Source organism: Corynebacterium intestinale, from assembly GCF_023574125.1.
GTDB classification, from domain to species: Bacteria; Actinomycetota; Actinomycetes; order Mycobacteriales; family Mycobacteriaceae; genus Corynebacterium; species Corynebacterium hesseae.
This window is the reverse complement of the sequence record NZ_JAMKFF010000001.1, coordinates 523,862-541,100: the sequence shown is the minus strand read 5'-3', so window position 1 is coordinate 541,100 and position 17,239 is coordinate 523,862. Positions and strand designations below refer to the sequence as shown.

17 protein-coding genes and 1 tRNA gene are annotated in these 17,239 nt (G+C 59.3%); 5 read left to right on the top strand and 13 right to left on the bottom strand.

The window, feature by feature from the left end:
* Positions 1 to 36 precede the first annotated feature (36 nt).
* Positions 37 to 1,299, bottom strand: a complete 1,263-nt coding sequence (locus M5J06_RS02480; protein ID WP_250223871.1) for a M18 family aminopeptidase — start codon at positions 1,297 to 1,299, stop codon at positions 37 to 39.
* A gap of 76 nt (positions 1,300 to 1,375) precedes the next feature.
* Between M5J06_RS02480 and M5J06_RS02475 the strand changes: the two genes are divergently transcribed.
* The gene (locus tag M5J06_RS02475) at positions 1,376 to 2,179 is read left to right on the top strand and encodes a RecB family exonuclease (protein WP_250223870.1); all 804 of its coding nucleotides are present in this window, start codon (positions 1,376 to 1,378) and stop codon (positions 2,177 to 2,179) included.
* Positions 2,180 to 2,206: 27 nt separating this feature from the next.
* Here the strand turns inward: M5J06_RS02475 and M5J06_RS02470 are convergent, their stop codons facing one another.
* The 9 genes from M5J06_RS02470 to M5J06_RS02430 form a co-directional block, all read right to left on the bottom strand.
* The gene (locus tag M5J06_RS02470; protein ID WP_250223869.1) at positions 2,207 to 3,874 is read right to left on the bottom strand and encodes a formate--tetrahydrofolate ligase; all 1,668 of its coding nucleotides are present in this window, start codon (positions 3,872 to 3,874) and stop codon (positions 2,207 to 2,209) included.
* Between the two features lie 72 nt (positions 3,875 to 3,946).
* Entirely contained in the window at positions 3,947 to 5,254 is a 1,308-nt protein-coding gene (locus tag M5J06_RS02465) for an anaerobic C4-dicarboxylate transporter (RefSeq protein ID WP_070520532.1), read from the bottom strand.
* 309 nt (positions 5,255 to 5,563) lie between these two features.
* Positions 5,564 to 7,096, bottom strand: coding sequence for an aspartate ammonia-lyase (aspA, locus tag M5J06_RS02460; RefSeq protein ID WP_070520535.1), 1,533 nt, complete (start codon positions 7,094 to 7,096; stop codon positions 5,564 to 5,566).
* Positions 7,097 to 7,187: 91 nt separating this feature from the next.
* A complete protein-coding gene (gene hisG, locus M5J06_RS02455; RefSeq protein WP_070520538.1) occupies positions 7,188 to 8,033 on the bottom strand; it encodes an ATP phosphoribosyltransferase in 846 nt (281 codons plus the stop codon).
* Between the two features lie 58 nt (positions 8,034 to 8,091).
* A complete protein-coding gene (locus M5J06_RS02450; RefSeq protein ID WP_070520541.1) occupies positions 8,092 to 8,355 on the bottom strand; it encodes a phosphoribosyl-ATP diphosphatase in 264 nt (87 codons plus the stop codon).
* A gap of 103 nt (positions 8,356 to 8,458) precedes the next feature.
* Positions 8,459 to 9,184 (bottom strand): HAD family hydrolase, encoded by a 726-nt coding sequence (locus M5J06_RS02445; RefSeq protein ID WP_256485272.1) that lies wholly within the window; start codon positions 9,182 to 9,184, stop codon positions 8,459 to 8,461.
* On the bottom strand, positions 9,185 to 9,568 hold the full coding sequence (locus M5J06_RS02440) for a hypothetical protein (protein ID WP_070520547.1): 384 nt from the start codon (positions 9,566 to 9,568) through the stop codon (positions 9,185 to 9,187).
* 24 nt (positions 9,569 to 9,592) lie between these two features.
* The gene (gene mshC / locus M5J06_RS02435) at positions 9,593 to 10,837 is read right to left on the bottom strand and encodes a cysteine--1-D-myo-inosityl 2-amino-2-deoxy-alpha-D-glucopyranoside ligase (protein ID WP_070564548.1); all 1,245 of its coding nucleotides are present in this window, start codon (positions 10,835 to 10,837) and stop codon (positions 9,593 to 9,595) included.
* Between the two features lie 97 nt (positions 10,838 to 10,934).
* Positions 10,935 to 11,786 (bottom strand): undecaprenyl-diphosphate phosphatase, encoded by an 852-nt coding sequence (locus M5J06_RS02430; protein WP_210386601.1) that lies wholly within the window; start codon positions 11,784 to 11,786, stop codon positions 10,935 to 10,937.
* Positions 11,787 to 11,855: 69 nt separating this feature from the next.
* Here M5J06_RS02430 and M5J06_RS02425 point away from each other — a divergent pair, with 69 nt between their 5' ends.
* On the top strand, positions 11,856 to 12,893 hold the full coding sequence (locus M5J06_RS02425) for an NHL repeat-containing protein (protein ID WP_250223868.1): 1,038 nt from the start codon (positions 11,856 to 11,858) through the stop codon (positions 12,891 to 12,893).
* A gap of 44 nt (positions 12,894 to 12,937) precedes the next feature.
* Entirely contained in the window at positions 12,938 to 14,050 is a 1,113-nt protein-coding gene (locus M5J06_RS02420) for a quinone-dependent dihydroorotate dehydrogenase (protein ID WP_250223867.1), read from the top strand.
* 45 nt (positions 14,051 to 14,095) lie between these two features.
* Here the strand turns inward: M5J06_RS02420 and M5J06_RS02415 are convergent, their stop codons facing one another.
* Both M5J06_RS02415 and M5J06_RS02410 read right to left on the bottom strand, forming a co-directional pair.
* On the bottom strand, positions 14,096 to 14,491 hold the full coding sequence (locus M5J06_RS02415; RefSeq protein ID WP_070520563.1) for a hypothetical protein: 396 nt from the start codon (positions 14,489 to 14,491) through the stop codon (positions 14,096 to 14,098).
* Positions 14,492 to 14,514: 23 nt separating this feature from the next.
* Complete coding sequence (locus M5J06_RS02410) at positions 14,515 to 15,078, bottom strand: YbhB/YbcL family Raf kinase inhibitor-like protein (protein WP_250223866.1); 564 nt, start codon at positions 15,076 to 15,078, stop codon at positions 14,515 to 14,517.
* Between the two features lie 210 nt (positions 15,079 to 15,288).
* On the opposite strand from M5J06_RS02410, the gene M5J06_RS02405 reads away from it, so the two are divergent.
* A tRNA-Leu gene (locus tag M5J06_RS02405) sits at positions 15,289 to 15,374 on the top strand.
* A 75-nt stretch (positions 15,375 to 15,449) separates the two neighbouring features.
* Here the strand turns inward: M5J06_RS02405 and M5J06_RS02400 are convergent.
* A complete protein-coding gene (locus tag M5J06_RS02400) occupies positions 15,450 to 16,121 on the bottom strand; it encodes a DedA family protein (protein WP_250223865.1) in 672 nt (223 codons plus the stop codon).
* Positions 16,122 to 16,466: 345 nt separating this feature from the next.
* Here M5J06_RS02400 and M5J06_RS02395 point away from each other — a divergent pair, with 345 nt between their 5' ends.
* A complete protein-coding gene (locus tag M5J06_RS02395) occupies positions 16,467 to 17,207 on the top strand; it encodes a TVP38/TMEM64 family protein (protein ID WP_070520569.1) in 741 nt (246 codons plus the stop codon).
* Positions 17,208 to 17,239: the final 32 nt, after the last annotated feature.

Below are 17,239 nucleotides of genomic sequence, written 5' to 3'. Positions count from 1 at the left end.
AGCGTGAAAAACCTTTCACAAAGTTAGGGGCAAGGATTAACCAACCAAGTATGCCTCAAGGGCGTCACCAAGCCATAGTTGGTCGCGCTCGCCTACCAGCTCACGGATCGAGTGCATCGAGAGCATCGGCACTCCCACATCAACGGTGGGGATGCCCAGACGGGTGGCAGAAATCGGCCCGATGGTGGAGCCACACGGGACATCGTTATTTCCCACGAAGCGCTGGACCGGAACACCCGCACGGCGGCAGGCAGATTCCCACAGGGCCACGGTATTAGCGTCGGAAGCATAGCGCTGGTTGCCGTTAATCTTGGTCACCGGGCCTTGGCCGATGATCGGATGATGCGTGGGATCGTGCTTTTCGGCGTAGTTGGGGTGCACGGAGTGCGCGGCGTCGGCCGAGACACAACTGGAGCGCGCAAACATCTGGAAACGCTGCTCCTCGTTCGCGCCGAGGGCACGGGCGGTGCGGGTCAGGATATCCCCCAGGATCGGGCCACCTGCGCCGTAGCGCGAAGAGGAGCCCACCTCTTCGTGATCAAAGGCCGCCATGACGAGGACGTCCTTGTGCTCGATGGAGTCGGCGTTCTTTGCAGCAGCGAGCAGGGCACGCAGCGAAGCATGAACGGAAGAAAGGTTGTCCATGCGCCCGGCAGCGATGAGCTTTTCGCCGGCGCCAAAGACCTCACCGCGCTGGGCATCCGCGGTAATCAGGTTGAAGGAAGCGATATCCTCTGGGTCTACGCCAAGCTGCTTGCCGACGACCCCCATCACCGACGTCTCCGGAGTACCCACGGAGAGCACCGGCTGCATGTGGCGCTGGCGATCCGGCTTGAACTCATCTTTGCGGTAGAGGTGGATCGCCAAGGAAGGCAAGCGCAGCAAGGGGCCGGTATTGACCAAGTGGCGGTTGCCATCCTTCGTGATGACCTGGCCGCCGACGGTGAGCTCGCGGTCGAACCAGCTGTGGAGAAGCACCCCGCCATAGACCTCGACGGCTACCTGCTGCCACCCTGCGGAATCGAAGTCCGGGGTGGGCTTGAGAGCCAGGCCGGGTGAATCGGTGTGGGAGCCGATAATGCGGAAGCCGGAATCCGGGCCGGCACCTTCGGGGACATACCATGCCATGACCGCACCACCCCGGACCATGACGTGACCGCCTGGTGCAGCTGACCATTCGGCAGACTCATCTTGGCGGCTAAAACCGGCGGCGACGAGCGTGCGCGCCACCTCTTCAGCTGCGTGATAGGACGAGGGGCTGGCTGCGATGAAATCAAGAAAATTTTGCGTAGTGCTCATGCCATCTAGCTTGCCACGGACGGTCGGGAGATGCGGGAAGGTTCGCGGTGGGCTATGCGCTAGGCTGAGGAGCACTATGCCGAAACGACTAGCCCTCTCCCCTTCCCGTGCCTCCGACTACAAACAATGCCCGCTGCTCTATCGCTTCCGGGCTATTGACAAGTTGCCCGAGCCCAAGACGAAGGCCCAGGTGAAGGGAACGCTGGTCCACGCAGTCCTAGAAAAGATGCACCAGCTGCCCCGCGAGCAACGTGAGTACCCGGCCGCGGTGAAAATGATCAAGCCCGAATGGGCGGTGATGCTGGACAAAGACCCCGAGCTGCGTGATTTGGTGCCGGAGCCCGAAGAACTGGACTTCTTCGTCGAGGCGCGCGAGCTGGTTAAGGGCTACTTCCAGATGGAAAACCCCCAAGGCTTCGACGCCCACAAGTGCGAGATGTACGTCGATACAGTTCTGCCCAACGGCGTGCCCGTCCGTGGGTTCATCGACCGCGTTGATGTTGCTCCCACCGGCGAGGTACGCGTGGTGGACTATAAAACCGGTAAGAAGCCGCTCCCCCGCTACTCCCAGGACGCGCAGTTCCAGATGAACTTCTACGCGCTGGTGTACTGGCGGCTGCTCGGCACCATCCCCACGCAGTTGCGGCTGATGTACCTCAAGGTCCTGGATTCGATGTTCCTCACGCCGGGGCCGGAGGAGCTCGAGTACTTCGAGCGCGACCTGGGTGAGCTCTGGGCCAAGATCGAAGGCGATGGCAAGTCCGGTGACTTCAGGCCCAAGACCTCGAAGCTCTGTGGCTGGTGTTCTTTCCAAGACCTATGCCCCGCCTTCGGCGGCACGCCACCCGAGTACCCCGGGTGGCCGGACCGGGCCTCGTAGACGGCGCCCCGAAGAGCGAGCCGCGGCTTAGAACAGGCCAGAGATGGAACCATCCGCAGCAACATCGATGTTGTTGGCCGCGGGCTTCTTCGGTAGACCCGGCATGGTCATGACGTCGCCGGTCAGCGCCACAATGAAGCCAGCGCCTGTGCGGGGCTGCAGCTCGCGGACATGAAGGACGTGGCCTTCCGGGGCGCCGAGCTGGCTCGGATCATCCGAGAAGGAATATTGAGTCTTCGAGATCACGACTGGGAACTCCTCCCAACCGTTGTCCTTGATGTACTTCAAATCCTTCAGCGCCTTAGACGAGTACTCCACCCGCTCGGCGCGGTAGATTTCCCTAGCAATGGTGTCGATGGAGGCCTCGATGCCCTCAGCGGGATCATAGAGCTGGTGGGAGTTACCCTCGGAAAGATTCTCCAGAAGGCGCTCAGCCAGCGCTGTTGCTCCCGCTCCGCCCTTGGCCCACACTTCTGCTTCCTCGAGCGCGACGTCGAAATCGGCGGCCCACTGGCGCATGAACTCGCGCTCGGCCTCGGTATCGCTCCAGAAGAGGTTGAGAGCGACCACTGGCTTGAGTCCAAACTTGCGCACGTTCTCAACGTGGCGCTCGAGGTTCACCACGCCCTTCTTTAGCGCCTCCAGGTTCTCGGTAGTGAGCTCCTCGCGCGGCTGTCCGCCGTTATACTTCTGGGAGCGGATAGTCGCAACAACGACGGCGCCGGCGACGTCAAGGTCACCGAAGCGGGACTTGACGTCCATGAATTTCTCGCCGCCGAGATCCGCGCCGAAGCCTGCCTCCGTGAGGACAATGTCACCGAAGCGCATCGCAGTCTGGGTTGCCAGCAGCGTGTTGCAGCCGTGAGCGATATTGGCGAAGGGGCCGCCATGGACGAAGGCAGGGGTGCCGCCCAGGGTCTGGACCAGGTTAGGGTTCAGGGCATCACGCATGAGCGCTGTTAGTGCGCCTTCTGCTCCCAACTCGCGGGCGGTTACTGGCTTTTGGTCGTAGGTGTAGCCCACAGTGATGTCACCGAGACGCTTCTTTAGGTCTGCCAAGTCGGTTGCGAGGCCGAGGATGGCCATGATTTCCGACGCCGCCGTAATGGTGAACCCAGTCTCCCCCGGCACGCCGTGGGCGGGGCCACCGAGCCCGGTAACAACGTGGCGCAGGGCACGGTCATTGACGTCAACGCAGCGCTGCCAGGTAATGCGGCGCGGATCGATGTTGAGCGCATTGCCCTGGTGGATGTGGTTATCGATGATGGCGGCCAAGGTGTTGGTGGCCGCGGCGATAGCGTGGAAGTCACCGGTGAAGTGGAGATTGATGTCCTCCATTGGGACAACCTGAGAGTAGCCGCCACCCGCGGCGCCTCCCTTGATGCCCATGACAGGGCCCTGGGAAGGCTCGCGAAGGGCGACGATAGCCTTCTTGCCCAGCTGCGTGAGGGCGTCGGTCAAGCCGATAAGAACAGTAGATTTACCCTCGCCAGCTGGCGTCGGTGAGACGCCGGTGACGAGGACCAACTTGCCATCTGCGGGAGTATCCCCAACTCGAGTGATATCCACTTTGGCTTTGCTTTGCCCATAAGGAATAAGAGCCGTCTCCGGAATGCCTGCGCGTGCAGCAATATCCGAAATCGGTTCGAGCTGGTGAGCTTGAGCAATATCAACATCAGAAGGTTGCGTAGTCATGCTCTCCAGCTTAGCGCGCTAAAGAAGCGCGCTAAGCAACATCAAATTATTTCTAAATGATGCTAGGTGATGCTAGATAAGGACTGCGCCAAAGGCGTAGCACAGGAGGACCGACAAGACGATGCTCACAGTGCCTGGAATGATGAACGGGTGGTTGAAGACAGCCTTGCCAATGCGAGTCGAGCCAGTGTCATCCATTTCGACGGCCGCCAACAAGGTCGGGTACGTCGGCAGGATGAACAGTGCGGACACTGCTGGGAAGGCAGCCACTGCGGTAAGCGGATTGACGCCGAGGGCCAGGGCTGCCGGCATGAGAGCCTTGGTGGTTGCGGCCTGCGAGTACAGGAGCGCCGCAGCGAAGAAGAGCACGATGGCCAGCAGCCACGGGGCGGACTCAATGATGGACCCGGAGATGGCCTGGATGTCCTCCATGTAGTGGTTGATCAGCGTGGTACCCAACCATGCGACACCGAGCACGCAGATACAGGCGGACATACCCGACTTAAAGACAGGCGTGTTGAGAACGTCGCCGGCGGGGACCTTGGTGACCATGACAATGAGGGTTGCAGCGGTGAGCATCACTGTCATGATGGCCTCGTTTCGCGGCAGCGTCGGTTCCTCGATAAGACCCACCTGAGATGAGGTAAGGGTGGCCCACAGCATCACGATGACGATGGCGACGAGGAAGATGATGACCGAGGTCTTTGCACCTTGTGCCGGAGCGTAGTTCTGGGAACCCTGCGGCAGCTTCACCAAGCCCTGGGCCTTGCGCTCTTGGTAAACGGGGTCATCTTCGAGTTCTGCGCCCGAGCGGTTTGCTACCCAAGCGGCAGGGAAAATGGAGAGGAACGTAGCCGGAATGAGGACCGCGAGGATCTGCAAATAGCCCACACCCATCGGTTCCAGCAGCGAAGCCAACAGAACGACGGCTGCGGAAATAGGTGAGGCACAGATTGCCATCTGCGAGGCTACGACGGAAATCGAAAGCGGACGGGAAGGACGGACCTTGCCTTCCTTCGCTACCTCAACGATAACCGGGAGCGTGGAGAACGCCGTGTGGCCGGTGCCCGCTAGGACGGTCATCAACCACGTAACGATAGGTGCGTAGAACGTGATCCTCTTTGGGTTCTTGCGAAGAAACTTTTCGGCAAGGTAGACCAGATAGTCCATACCGCCAGCGCGCTGCATGGCAGCAATGGCGGCGATCACGGTCATGATGATGCCAATGACATCAAAGGGGATGTCTTCACGCGTTACGGGGACACCGGTGAGGCCGAGTAGTAGAACGCCCAAGCCGCCGGCCATACCAATACCGATCGAACCAATTCGGGCACCGAGATAAATCGCCGCAAGGACGATAATGATGTGCACAACAACCATTATGTAACTCCAATATGTGCAGGTGAACTGCAGTATGGGTGGTAATTCGCGCTGTGGTCAGTACACGACCTGGGCGCGACAACTGACAGTTCTAATTCTGCCCTATTTATGTGGCTTTGGCGAGAATCCAGGCCCGATTGTGTCCGTTTACACACCGATGCCAACCACTGCTCCCCCATCGGGGTGTCCACGGTGTCGGTAGCATCAGTCGGATTGAAAACAGCCAAACGCCCGTACCACCTTCAGCGAGGCAGTACGGGCGTGGACGAAACAGCAGAGCGTATTTACAACACTGGTGCTGACGACGGTTTATTCATCGATGTAGAGCTGACCGCGGAACTCCGGGTGCATGAGGTTCTCAACGGACAGAACCTTGTTAAGGGTCTCCTCATCGAGCAGGCCCTTCTCCAGAACGAGTTCCTTAACACCCTTGCCGGTCTTGAGGGACTCCTTAGCAATCATGTCACCGTTGTGGTGACCAATGAACGGGTTCAGGTAGGTGACGATACCGATGGAGTTCTCAACGTATGCGCGGCACACATCAGCGTTAGCCGTGATGTCCACGACGCACTTCTCACGCAGGGTGTCGACGGCGTTGCCCATGATGCGGATGGACTGGAACAGTGCCTCTCCGATAACCGGCTCCATGACGTTGAGCTGCAGCTGACCAGCCTCGGCAGCCATGGTGACTACGTGGTCATTACCGAAGATCTTGAAGCAGACCTGGTTGACAACCTCCGGGATAACCGGGTTGACCTTACCCGGCATGATGGAGGAACCGGCCTGACGCGGTGGCAGGTTGATCTCAGCCAGGCCGGCGCGCGGGCCAGAGGCCAGCAGGCGCAGGTCGTTACAGATCTTGGCCAGCTTCATCGCTGCGCGCTTAATGGTGGAGTGCAGAAGCACGTAGGCGCCACAGTCGGAGGTTGCTTCAATGAGGTCGCGGGCGGTCTTGATCTCAAGGCCCGTCACCTCAGACAGTGCTGCGGTGACCTGGTGGCGGTAGCCGGCCGGGGTGTTCACGCCGGTACCGATGGCGGTTGCGCCGAGGTTGATCTCCAGCAGGCGCTTCTGGGCGTCACGCAGGATGGCCTGCTCTTCGGCCAAGTTGTGAGCGAAGGCCTTGAATTCGTCACCCAGGGTCATCGGCACTGCGTCCTGCAGCTGGGTGCGGCCCATCTTCAGGATGTCAACGAACTCATTGCCCTTGGCGTGGAACGCAGCCTGCAGCGCGTCGATACGCTCAATGAGGTCCTCCATCGCGTAGTAGATGCCGAGACGGAAGCCGGTCGGGTACGCGTCGTTGGTGGACTGGGACATGTTGACATCATCGTTCGGGTTGATGATGTCGTAGGCACCCTTTTCCTCACCGAGGTGCTCGAGCGCCAGGTTGGCCACAACCTCGTTGGTGTTCATGTTGAGCGAGGTGCCAGCGCCACCCTGGAAGACATCCAGCGGGAACTGGTCCATGCAGCGGCCTTCTTCGAGAATCTGGTCACAGGCCCAGATAATTGCTTCTGCCTTCTTCTTCGGAAGAACGTGCAGGCGGCGGTTGGCCATAGCGGTGGCCTTCTTGACCTGGACCATGCCGCGGATGAAGTCCGGGATGGTGTTGATGGTCACGTAGGAAATCTGGAAGTTTTCGATAGCGCGGAGCGTGTGAACGCCGTAGTACGCATCGTTCGGAACTTCCAGGGAGCCGAGAAGGTCAGTCTCAGTACGCGTCTTCTTGCTAGAGGCGGACTTCGAAGACTTGTTGGTGGCCTTTTCTTCGACCTGGGACTTTACATCCTTGGTCTCTTTGGCCTCTGCTTGTGCATCCTTCTTAGTTGTCTTTGCCATCGGGGCTGACTCCTTGCATAAAAATCGAAGAACGATGATGGTCAGTCCCCATCGTAGCTAGGAGCCCGAATAAAATGTTTGGAATCTCCCCCTAAAAGCGGGCAATCCGAAGATCCGAGGCAAGAATTGCCTCTGCCCCGAGCTCTTCGAGGCTGTCCATAACTTGGTTGGCCAGTTTGCGGGGAACCATGACGCGCACGGCAACCCACCCTTCACGGGCCAAAGGAGAGATGGTCGGTCCTGTAAGCCCAGGGGTCACCGCCTCGACGTCTGGCAACTTTTCTTCTGCCACGTTGTAGTCCAGCATGACGTAGTGGCGCGCATTGAGGATTCCTCGAATGCGGCTAAGCACAACGTTTTCATCAGCGGTGACGTCTTCTCCCTCACGCTTTATCACCACGGCCTCCGAGGAGACGATGGGGTCGCCGAAGGGTTCAAGCCCCTGCTGGCGGAGGGTGGCTCCTGTGGAGACAACGTCGGCAATGACGTCCGCGACTCCAAGGTGAATCGAAATCTCTACTGCACCGTCAAGGCGGATAACCTCGGCATCGATTCCATTGGCAGCGAGGTGATCGCGTACCACGTTGGGATAGGACGTGGCGATGCGCTTGCCTTGCAGCTTGGCGACGTCCCACTGCTCCCCTGCTGGTGCGGCGTAACGGAAGGTCGAGCCGCCAAAATTGAGTGCTAGAACTTCATTGAATTTCGCTCGGGAATCGAGCGCCAAGTCTCGACCAGTAATTCCCAGATCCAAGACGCCTTGTGCCACGTAGATAGCGATATCCTTTGGGCGCAGAAAGAAGAACTCGACTCCGTTCTCCTCGTCCACGACGTTGAGCGATTTACTGTGTCCGCGGCCCTTGTAGCCGGCTTCCTTGAGGATTTCAAGGGCTGCCTCGGACAGCGATCCCTTGTTGGGGACGGCGATTTTGATCATCAGTGTGTGGTGCTTTCTACGCTGAATACGGTGAATGGTGGGACGGCTTTATGGCCGATTAAAGGTAGGTGTAAATGTCTTCGAGCTTCAGGCCACGCTTATGGGCCATAACCTGGAGCCAATACAGCAGCTGTGACATCTCCTCAGCGAGCTCTTCATCAGACTGGTATTCCGCGGCGATCCACACTTCGCCAGCCTCTTCGATGATCTTCTTGCCCAGATGGTGGATGCCTTTGTCAAAAGACTCCACGGTGCCGGAGCCCTCAGGGCGTTCGGCGATCTTCTGGGACAGTTCCTCAAATAGGCTCTCAAAATTCTTCACGGTGGTTTATTCTTCCACACCGCTGCATAAAATTCTGCTAGTCGGCCGAAATTCTCAGTTACGCAAAGCCGGCTGACATGATGCGCAACTGAAATCGGTACGTCTAGTCGGCGCGCAACCGGCTAAACCACTCGTGAACATTGGCCGCCGTCGCCCCCTTCAGATGACGGTGAGCAGAGCCCCGGAGGTCAGTAATTTCGGTGGCTTGCTCGGGCGCCGCGACGTGGTCTCCCTCCGGCAGTCCGATGACGGTGCACCCGGCGTCGACAGCCGCGCGCATACCTGCCGCAGAGTCTTCAAATACAAGGCAGTCCCGTGGATCGGCACCCACTCGACGCGCCGCCTCGATATACATATCGGGGGCAGGTTTGCCTTGGGGTACTTCGTCACCGCAAATCGTGTCGACGAAGTACTCGCGGCCTAAGGCCGCAATCGCGGAATCAGCCACATATCGTTCCGTGTTTGTGGTCACGATCATCGGCATTCCCAGGCCCTTGAGTTCGTCGAGCAGCTCGGGAATCCCCGGGAAAATCTCCAGGTGTTGGGCAAAAAGGGACCTGACGTAATCGAACATGAGCGCACGATAGCGTTCGTTATCTCCTGGCTGAAGCGTAACGCCTGCTTTGTGCGCACAGATGCTGAGTGTGTCTTCGAAGGTAGCGCCAACCGTGGCTAAGCGCTCCGTGGGTGTTAACCGGCGCCCTAGTGTTTCAGAGAGATAAAAAGTGGCCTCTTCCCACAGGGGCTCGGAGTTGGTCAGTGTGCCGTCCATATCCCAAAAGATTGCTGCTGGACGGGTAGTGAAAGCGGAATTTGCGTGGTCAGTCAATTAGAAGTCCAGCTCCGGAAGCTGCGCGAGCGCCTCATCGTCCGCACCGGTTGCCGCAGAGGCGGAGTGAATAAGCTCTGTGAGCTCTTCCTTCTCCTCCGGTTCCAGCACTGCATCTGCGTTTTCTTGGTTGAAGGCCGCGAGCTTGTCCACGGTGGGGCGTACCGCGGCGCTCAGGAGTGACCCTTCAGGGTCATCCGGAAGCTTATCCATATCGTCGAGGAAGGACTCCAAGATAGTGCGAAGGCGTGGGAGTACCGCGGCATCAAACGGGGCCTCCCAGAATTCCTTTTCTTCTTCCTTGAGGTAATCCCCGGTAGCGAAGGACTGTAGGTTGGACATGAACTCATCAACGGTGGGCTGGAATTCTGCACGAATCGTCATGAGCTAAATCATGCCTGAAGTTACCTAGAGGCGCACGCCCAGCAAGGAATTAACTGCGGTGCGCAGCAAATCGGATGCCTCTTCTGTTGCTTCCCCGGATTCTGGAGCCTTCTTCGCCCATTCATCGAGAACCGCAATGGCGCGCGGAGTATCGAGATCATCAGCCAACGCCAACCGCAGGTGCTGAATCACCTCCTTGACTTCCTCCACCGTGCCCGGATGGCTTAAAGCTTCGCGCCATCGCTGGAGTCGCTCCTGCGCAGTGCGCAAAACGTCATCTGACCAGTCACGGTCGGCACGGTAGTGGCCAGCGAAGACGCCCAAGCGAATCGCCGAGGGATCGACGCCCGCCTCCACGAGCTTGTGGACGAACACGAGGTTGCCCAAAGACTTGGACATCTTGGTTCCGTCCAAGCCGATCATGCCGGTGTGTACGTAGGACTGCGCCATGCGCTCCACGCCGAGCGCTGCTTCTGCGTGCGCTGCGGAGAATTCGTGGTGCGGGAACTTCAGGTCCGAACCGCCGCCTTGAATATCGAAGCTGGAGCCAAGCCGGTTGGTTGCGATGGCGGAGCACTCAATATGCCATCCAGGGCGGCCCGGACCAAAAGGCGAATCCCAGGCCGGTTCGCCTTCACGGTGCGCGCGCCAAATCAGAGCGTCAAGAGGATCGCGCTTGCCGGGGCGATCAGGGTCGCCACCGCGCTCGGCAAAGAAGGTCTCCATTTGCTCGCGGGAGTAATTCGACTCGTAGCCGAAGTTCTTCGAGGCCTCAATGGAGGCATAAATATCCGGGTACTCCGGATCGTCGACGACGTAGGCCGCATTGGCGTCGAGAAGCGCCTGCACCATCTCCGTAATCTCGTCGATGGCCTCCATCGCCCCCACAAAGTGATCCGGGGGGAACACGGAGAGCAGCTCCATGTCTGAGCGGAAAAGGTTGATTTGGGAGGTGCCCAACTCGCGCCAATCCACGCCATCGCGCTCCGCGCGCTCGAAGAGCGGATCATCCACATCGGTGATGTTTTGGGCGTAATTCACCTTGTAGCCGTTATCCAGCAGCTGGCGGTAAATCAGATCAAAGGTCAGATAGGTCGCGGCGTGGCCCAGGTGGGTCGAATCATATGGGGTGATGCCACAGACGTACATGGTGGCAGTCTCCCCACTGATGTCGAGCTTCTTTACCGCTTCATCAGCGGAGTCATAGAGGTGAAGCGGCGACGGAGCGCCAGGGACGGAATCGATGTGCGGGACAGGCCAAGATTGCATGCCCACAATCCTAACGTGTGCTGCCTCCGACGCGGGCGCATGGCCGGGCACAGGGCTGTGTATCGCAGGATGCTGCGGGGCTGGGCCTCTTCACCTCCTACGCGGCCAGCACGCCAAGGCCCAGCAAGAGCATGACGATCAGGCCGACGGGGATGCGGTAAGCGGCGAACCACTCGAAGGAGTGGCTGCCCACGAACTTCAGCAGCCAGGCGATAGATGCATAGCCCACAACGAAGGCGATGAGCGTGCCAACGAGTAATTGGGCGCCGGTGGCGGATTGTCCCACGGTGGGACCGAAAGCGTCGCCGAGCGAAAACAGCCCCGAGGCCATCACCGCCGGAATAGCCAAAAGAAAGCTAAAGCGCGTGGCCACCTCACGGTCGAGGCCGAGGAAGAGGCCACCGGAGATGGTGCCGCCGGAGCGTGAGACGCCAGGGATGAGTGCTAGGCATTGGCATAGTCCCATAACGATGGCATCGCGCATCGTGAGCTCGTCGAAGCTGCGGGTTTTCTTACCCACGCGCTCTGCCAGGATGAACACAAAGGAAAACAGGACGAGCATGGAAGCAGTAATCCATAGGTTGCGCAGATTATCCCTAATCAGGTCTTTCCCCAGCACTCCCAGGATGCCAATCGGAATTGAGCCAACGATGACCATCCAACCCATTCGATAATCCTGACCACGCTGGTCCTTGTGCACGAGGCCCACGCACCAGCCTTTCAGGATCTGCCAAATCATCCCGGCGAAGTAGACGATCACCGCTAGCTCGGTGCCCAGCTGGATGACAGCGGTGAAGGAAGCACCGGCATCCTGTCCCCAGAAAAGAGTGGAGACGATGCGCAAGTGCCCAGACGAGCTCACGGGCAGGAATTCGGTGAGGCCTTGGACAAGAGACAGGACGATGACCTGCAGCCATGTCATGGCTTCAGTTGTAGCTGTTGTAGTCACCCGCGATAGCCTACTCGGGAGTCCCATCGCTTCCTGTTTCCACCACGCTGGCTGCTAGGATGAGGGATCGTGAAAACGCGTCGAGTCCTGCTTTCTTTTGCCCTCCTTTCCAGCGCATGCGCGCTTGCCGCCTGTAATCCCACGGTCGGGGTTGGCGGGGACCCCGACTCGGCGGTCTATGGCAAGGCCGAGCCCGCGTCCTCCCCGGCATCCGAGAAGCCGGTGGGTAACGTCGTGCCATTCGATGCGGCGACAGACCTCGCAGCCGTCGGCGACATCCTCGCCGTGCGCACCGAGGACTCGCTCGCGGTAGGTTCAGCTGCGGACTTTGAAGGCAAAAAGTCCACGCAGGTTACCGTGGACGAGAAATGTGGTGACCTCACCGCTTCTGAGAAGCACTTCCTTCTAGCGTGCGGGGATAGCGTTATGCTCATTGATCCGCTCAAGCCGGATTCCCCGCAGGAATTGGCTGTGGAAGAGGAGCAACCGGTGACGGTGGCTGCGGAAGCCTCCAGTGGCGAAGTCTTCGTTGGCTCGAAGGACTCCACCACTATCGGCGTGTACCTAGACGGTGAACGCACTACCGGCATCACTGTGGAAGCAGGCTCGGATCAGCTCATCTCCGTGCCTAATCCGGATGGCGCCGACGGCATCGTCCGTGTCTTGAGGGAAGACTCCACAATTCAATCGCTGGATTGGGAGAAGGAGCGTGCAGGCGGACGCCTTCGCGTGGGCCAGGGCGTAGGTCAGATCGCAGGCGGCGAGGGCGCCGTGGTTGTGGCTTCGGATACCGTCGGCAAGCGCATCGCCATCTATACCGCCAGCGACGTCATCCGCTTGCACCAGTACGGCAATACCGATGGCACGCCGTGGGGTGTGGCTTGGGACGCCGGGCGCAAGCTAGCGTGGGCGACAACTACAGACAACAACCTCCTCCACGCCTACACCATCGCTGCGGGTGTCCCGGAGAACGTCGGCACCATGGATACGGTGGCGGATGCGCGCAATATTGCCGTGCTTGGCGACGGCACCCTCGTCGCCGCCTCCGCTTCTGGCGACGGACTCCAATTCATTTCTGATCCACAGCTCGAGAAATCCCCGCGTTAGTATTTCAGTCCCCCCTTTAGCCTCAACTTTCCAAAGGACAATGCATGCAGTACTCCGCTCTTGACCGCGCCCGCCACGTGGCTTATCAAGCCGCCTTGAAGGGGATGTTTAAGCTCAGCCCGGAAAGAATTCACGGGATCATCAACGGTGGGTTGGCTGTGTTCCAATCGGCCGGCCCCTTCAACCGAGCTCTGGGCAAAGCTCTGCCGGTTGCCGATCCCGTCCTTGAACAAGACGTGTTTGGTGTGCACTTTCCGCGCCCGCTGGGTCTAGCAGCAGGCTTTGACAAGAACGCGGCGGCAGCCGACGTCTGGTCCCCCATCGGCTTTGGGTACGCGGAGCTGGGCACCATCACCCCGAAGGCGCAGCCGGGAAACCCGGCTCCCCGGTTGTTCCGGCTCAAAGCAGACAAGGCCATCCTCAACCGCATGGGCTTCAATAACGAAGGGGCGCTGGCGGCCGCACGAAACCTGCGGAAGCGCCGCTACAACGATGTCATCGGCATCAATATCGGAAAGAACAAGGTCACCGAGGCTGAGCACGCAGTGGATGACTACCGTCAGTGCGCATCAGTTCTCGGGGAGCTGGCCGACTACGTTGTGGTCAACGTGTCCTCCCCTAATACCCCGGGGCTGCGTGATTTGCAGGCAGTGGAATCGCTGCGCCCCATCATGGAAGCCGTGGTGGAATCGACGTCCTCGCCGGTCTTGGTCAAGATTGCCCCAGACCTCAGCGATGAGGACATTGATGCTGTGGCGGATATGGCCGTTGACGTGGGGCTGGCGGGAATCGTGGCTACCAACACCACCATTTCTCGCGAGGGTTTGAAGACCCCATCCGCTGAGGTTGCCGCCATGGGCGCAGGCGGCGTGTCGGGTCCCCCGGTGGCTGCGCGTTCCTTAGAGGTGCTCAAGCGCCTCCATGCCCGCGTAGGCAACGACCTGGTACTCATTTCCGCAGGCGGAATCTCCACCCCGGAGCAAGCATGGGAGCGCATCACGGCAGGCGCTTCGCTGTTGCAGGGCTACACCGGCTTGATTTACGGCGGCCCGGATTGGATCCGTGACATCCACCGCGGCATTGCCCAGCAGATCCACGCTCACCGCCTCAGCAATATCTCGGAGGCCATTGGTTCTGGTCTTGAATGGATTGACTAGCCCGGCGAAGAGCTTTCAGGCCAGCCGCACGGAGCGCTTCAGCGTTTAGCGCAGTGTGCGGCGGATGATAACCGCGCACAGCCCTGCCGCCACTGCGTAGAGGAAGACGACGTATTGGCCCATCGTTGTGAGGACCGTACTAGGCAGCGCGCGGCTGGCGATGATAAGCACTAGCGCGAGAATCAGCGCAATGATTTGTTCGCGGCTACCACGCTGATCGCGGCGTTGGGTACTGAATGCGCCGACGAGGAGGGCCGCACCAACGATGGCGAGGCGGCGCCACGTCCATTCGAAGGTGGCGCCCCATCCGTCGGTGAAAATGGACACGAGCCCGAATAGTGCTAACACGGCAGCCAACAACATGAAAGCGCCGCCCACGCGCAGGGCGGCGGGGATTTCTACTCCGTCGGATGTGGGAGGGATGTCCGGGTTCTTACTCATTGTGATGAGTGTAATTGGGCCGCTTAGTGGGCCTCGTACCAGCCCCAGGTAATCGCGCGCCCGAGGGTGTGGAAATAAAGGTTGAAGCCGAGGACCGTAGGTGTTGCCTCCGGGTCGATCTCGAGGCGTTCGACGTCGACAGCGTGAACGGCGAAGAGGTAGCGGTGCGGGGCGTGACCTGCAGGCGGCTGGGGGCCATAATAGACGCGCTGGCCAGAGTCACCGCGCAAGCTGATGACGCCTTCGAGTCCGAGATCCTCAGCGGACCCTGCACCTGTGGGGAGCTCGCGTACGTCGGCCGGGATGTTGAAGGCAGCCCAGTGCCAGAAGCCGGACCCCGTCGGCGCGTCAGGGTCAAAGCACGTGATGGCAAAGGACTTGGTCCCTTCGGGCACGTCCGACCAGGACAGCTGGGGCGAGACATTTTCAGGTGCGCGGAAGCGCTCTGCGATCTCCGCTCCCTCCTCGATATCGGACGAGGCCACGGTAAAAGCTGGGACATCCCCCAACGGTGCATAGGGGTCTGGGCCGGGGAAACGGGAGTCGGTGGCGTAGTTCGCAGTGGAATGTGAAGTGTTACTAGTCATAAATCCATTTCTACCGGAAAGCTATCTGCCGCGTTGTCGCTTACTACCCGGCTGTCTTAGGAGGTGGCAGTGGATACGCAACTTTCATCGTTGTGTTTTCCTCGTTTAAGAACCTAGTGAAAACCCTCTCTGAAGTGGCGATTTGTGAAGTTATGCCGGTTCGGGATACAGTATGCGAGTGCCCAGCCGAGAGGCTGAACAAACACCCTAGCCCGGGTGGCGGAATGGCAGACGCGCTAGCTTGAGGTGCTAGTGTCCTATTAACGGACGTGGGGGTTCAAGTCCCCCCTCGGGCACAGAGCGAAGCCCCGTGCTTCACACCGTCAGAGATGATGATGTGAGGCGCGGGGCCTTCTTCATGCGTCTAGGGTCTATGCGCGCGATTCCGCAATAGGCTCCGTCTCCTCTACTACCGTAGTCTTCTTCTTCGACGTGATGTAGCTATGCAGGCCCTTGATGACGATAGGCGCCACCGACAACGCGATGATAAGCAGCATAATCTTCTCAATCGAGTCAGCAATGCCCGGAATGTTTCCGAGAAAAACACCAACGAGATTCATGGAGAGCACCCAAGCGACTGCACCGCTGACATTCCATCCAATGAACTTCTTGTACCGCATTCCCGCCGTGCCGGCGGCTACCGGAATGAAGGTGCGCACGATTGGGACGAATCGTCCGAGCACTAGTGCAAGCGGGCCGTGCTTGTGGAAGAAGTCCTCGGCGGTGTTGAGATACTCAAGTTTGAGAAGCCGAGCGTCCTTCTTAAACAGGCCACGGCCAAAACGGTGCCCAATCCAGTACCCCACCTGGTCACCAGCCATCGCGGCGATCATGCCTACAGCAATGAGTACCCACAGGGAGACCTGGAGCTCATGGCGCAGAATCGCGGCAGTCACGAGTAGTGAATCTCCCGGAAGAAATGGGAAGAGCACACCGGACTCGATGAAGACGACAAGGGCTATACCACCGATGACCCAGGGCCCAAAGGCTTCGAGCAAGGTGGCTGCGTCCATATAAGACGTGAGGTTGTGGATAAAGTCCATAATGCTCTCCAAAGAAAAATGCAGGCGCCAGGGCGGGCGCCAAAAGTAGGTGGTGAATCAAGAATTCGCTCCGCAGCTAGGGCGTAGAGACAATAGAAGTGAAACTAGCTAAGACGGTCACAATAGAAGTGGCCCTAGAGATGCTTGCGGATGCGCACTGCTGTTCAGTATCCCGCGTGCAAGGCAATACTCATGCATCGAATCGCGGCTTAACAGTAAGTTGAGGTGCAGCTCTCAGCTGCTCCCCAGCCAGCCAAGCCGTCTCCTGCCTTCGTCTTTAGCCGTTCTCCCATGCTTTGGACTCAATGCGGGGTTTGGCGTCTTCGGCACTAGACTTCTATCTCTATGAACACAGGTTGGGTGCACAGCGTCGGGGACTTCTTCGCGTCTCTGGGCCGCGCTGCGTGGCAAAGCTGCAAGCGTTGGACGTGGAAACGTTGGACGGCAGTAGTCGCTGCCGGTGCGGCATTGATGCTACTCGCCGTGCTTGTCGACGTCCCCTCACTCGCCGCCCTCCGCACGTGGTCAGACCAACTCGGGCCGTGGTTTGTCGTTGCTTTTACGGGCGCCTACATCTTCTTCACCCAGTTCCCTATTCCCCGGACCGTGTGGACTTTGGCGGCAGGCCTTCTTTTCGGCCCGTGGCTTGGGCTTTCTGTTTCCCTTGTCGCGCTGACTATCTCCGCCACCATTTCTCTCCTTATCGTCCGCGGCTTACTTGGTGAGTGGATTCGCCCGCATCTCACGCACAAAGCGGTATATGCAATCAATGCCCGGCTTGAGCGCCGGGGTTGGCTAGCGGTGGCGTCATTGAGAATGGTCGCCGGAGTTCCGTTTTCCTTACTAAACTATGTTGCAGCGCTCACGCCGATTTCGGTGACTCACTTCGCCATCGCTACACTCATCGGTTCGATTCCCACCACCGCCATCGGGGTCTTCTTCGGGGATGCGCTCACCGGAGCGATGAGCCCCTACACGATCGCCGGCTTCCTTATCGCTGCGGCAGTGGGAATCGCTGGTCTCATCCTAGACACGCGGTTGCCGCTCGGCCCCGGAATGCGTGGCCCAGTCAAGCGCAAAGAGTAGACTGAGCGTTGTTTCTTGCTGGAAGGAGTCTC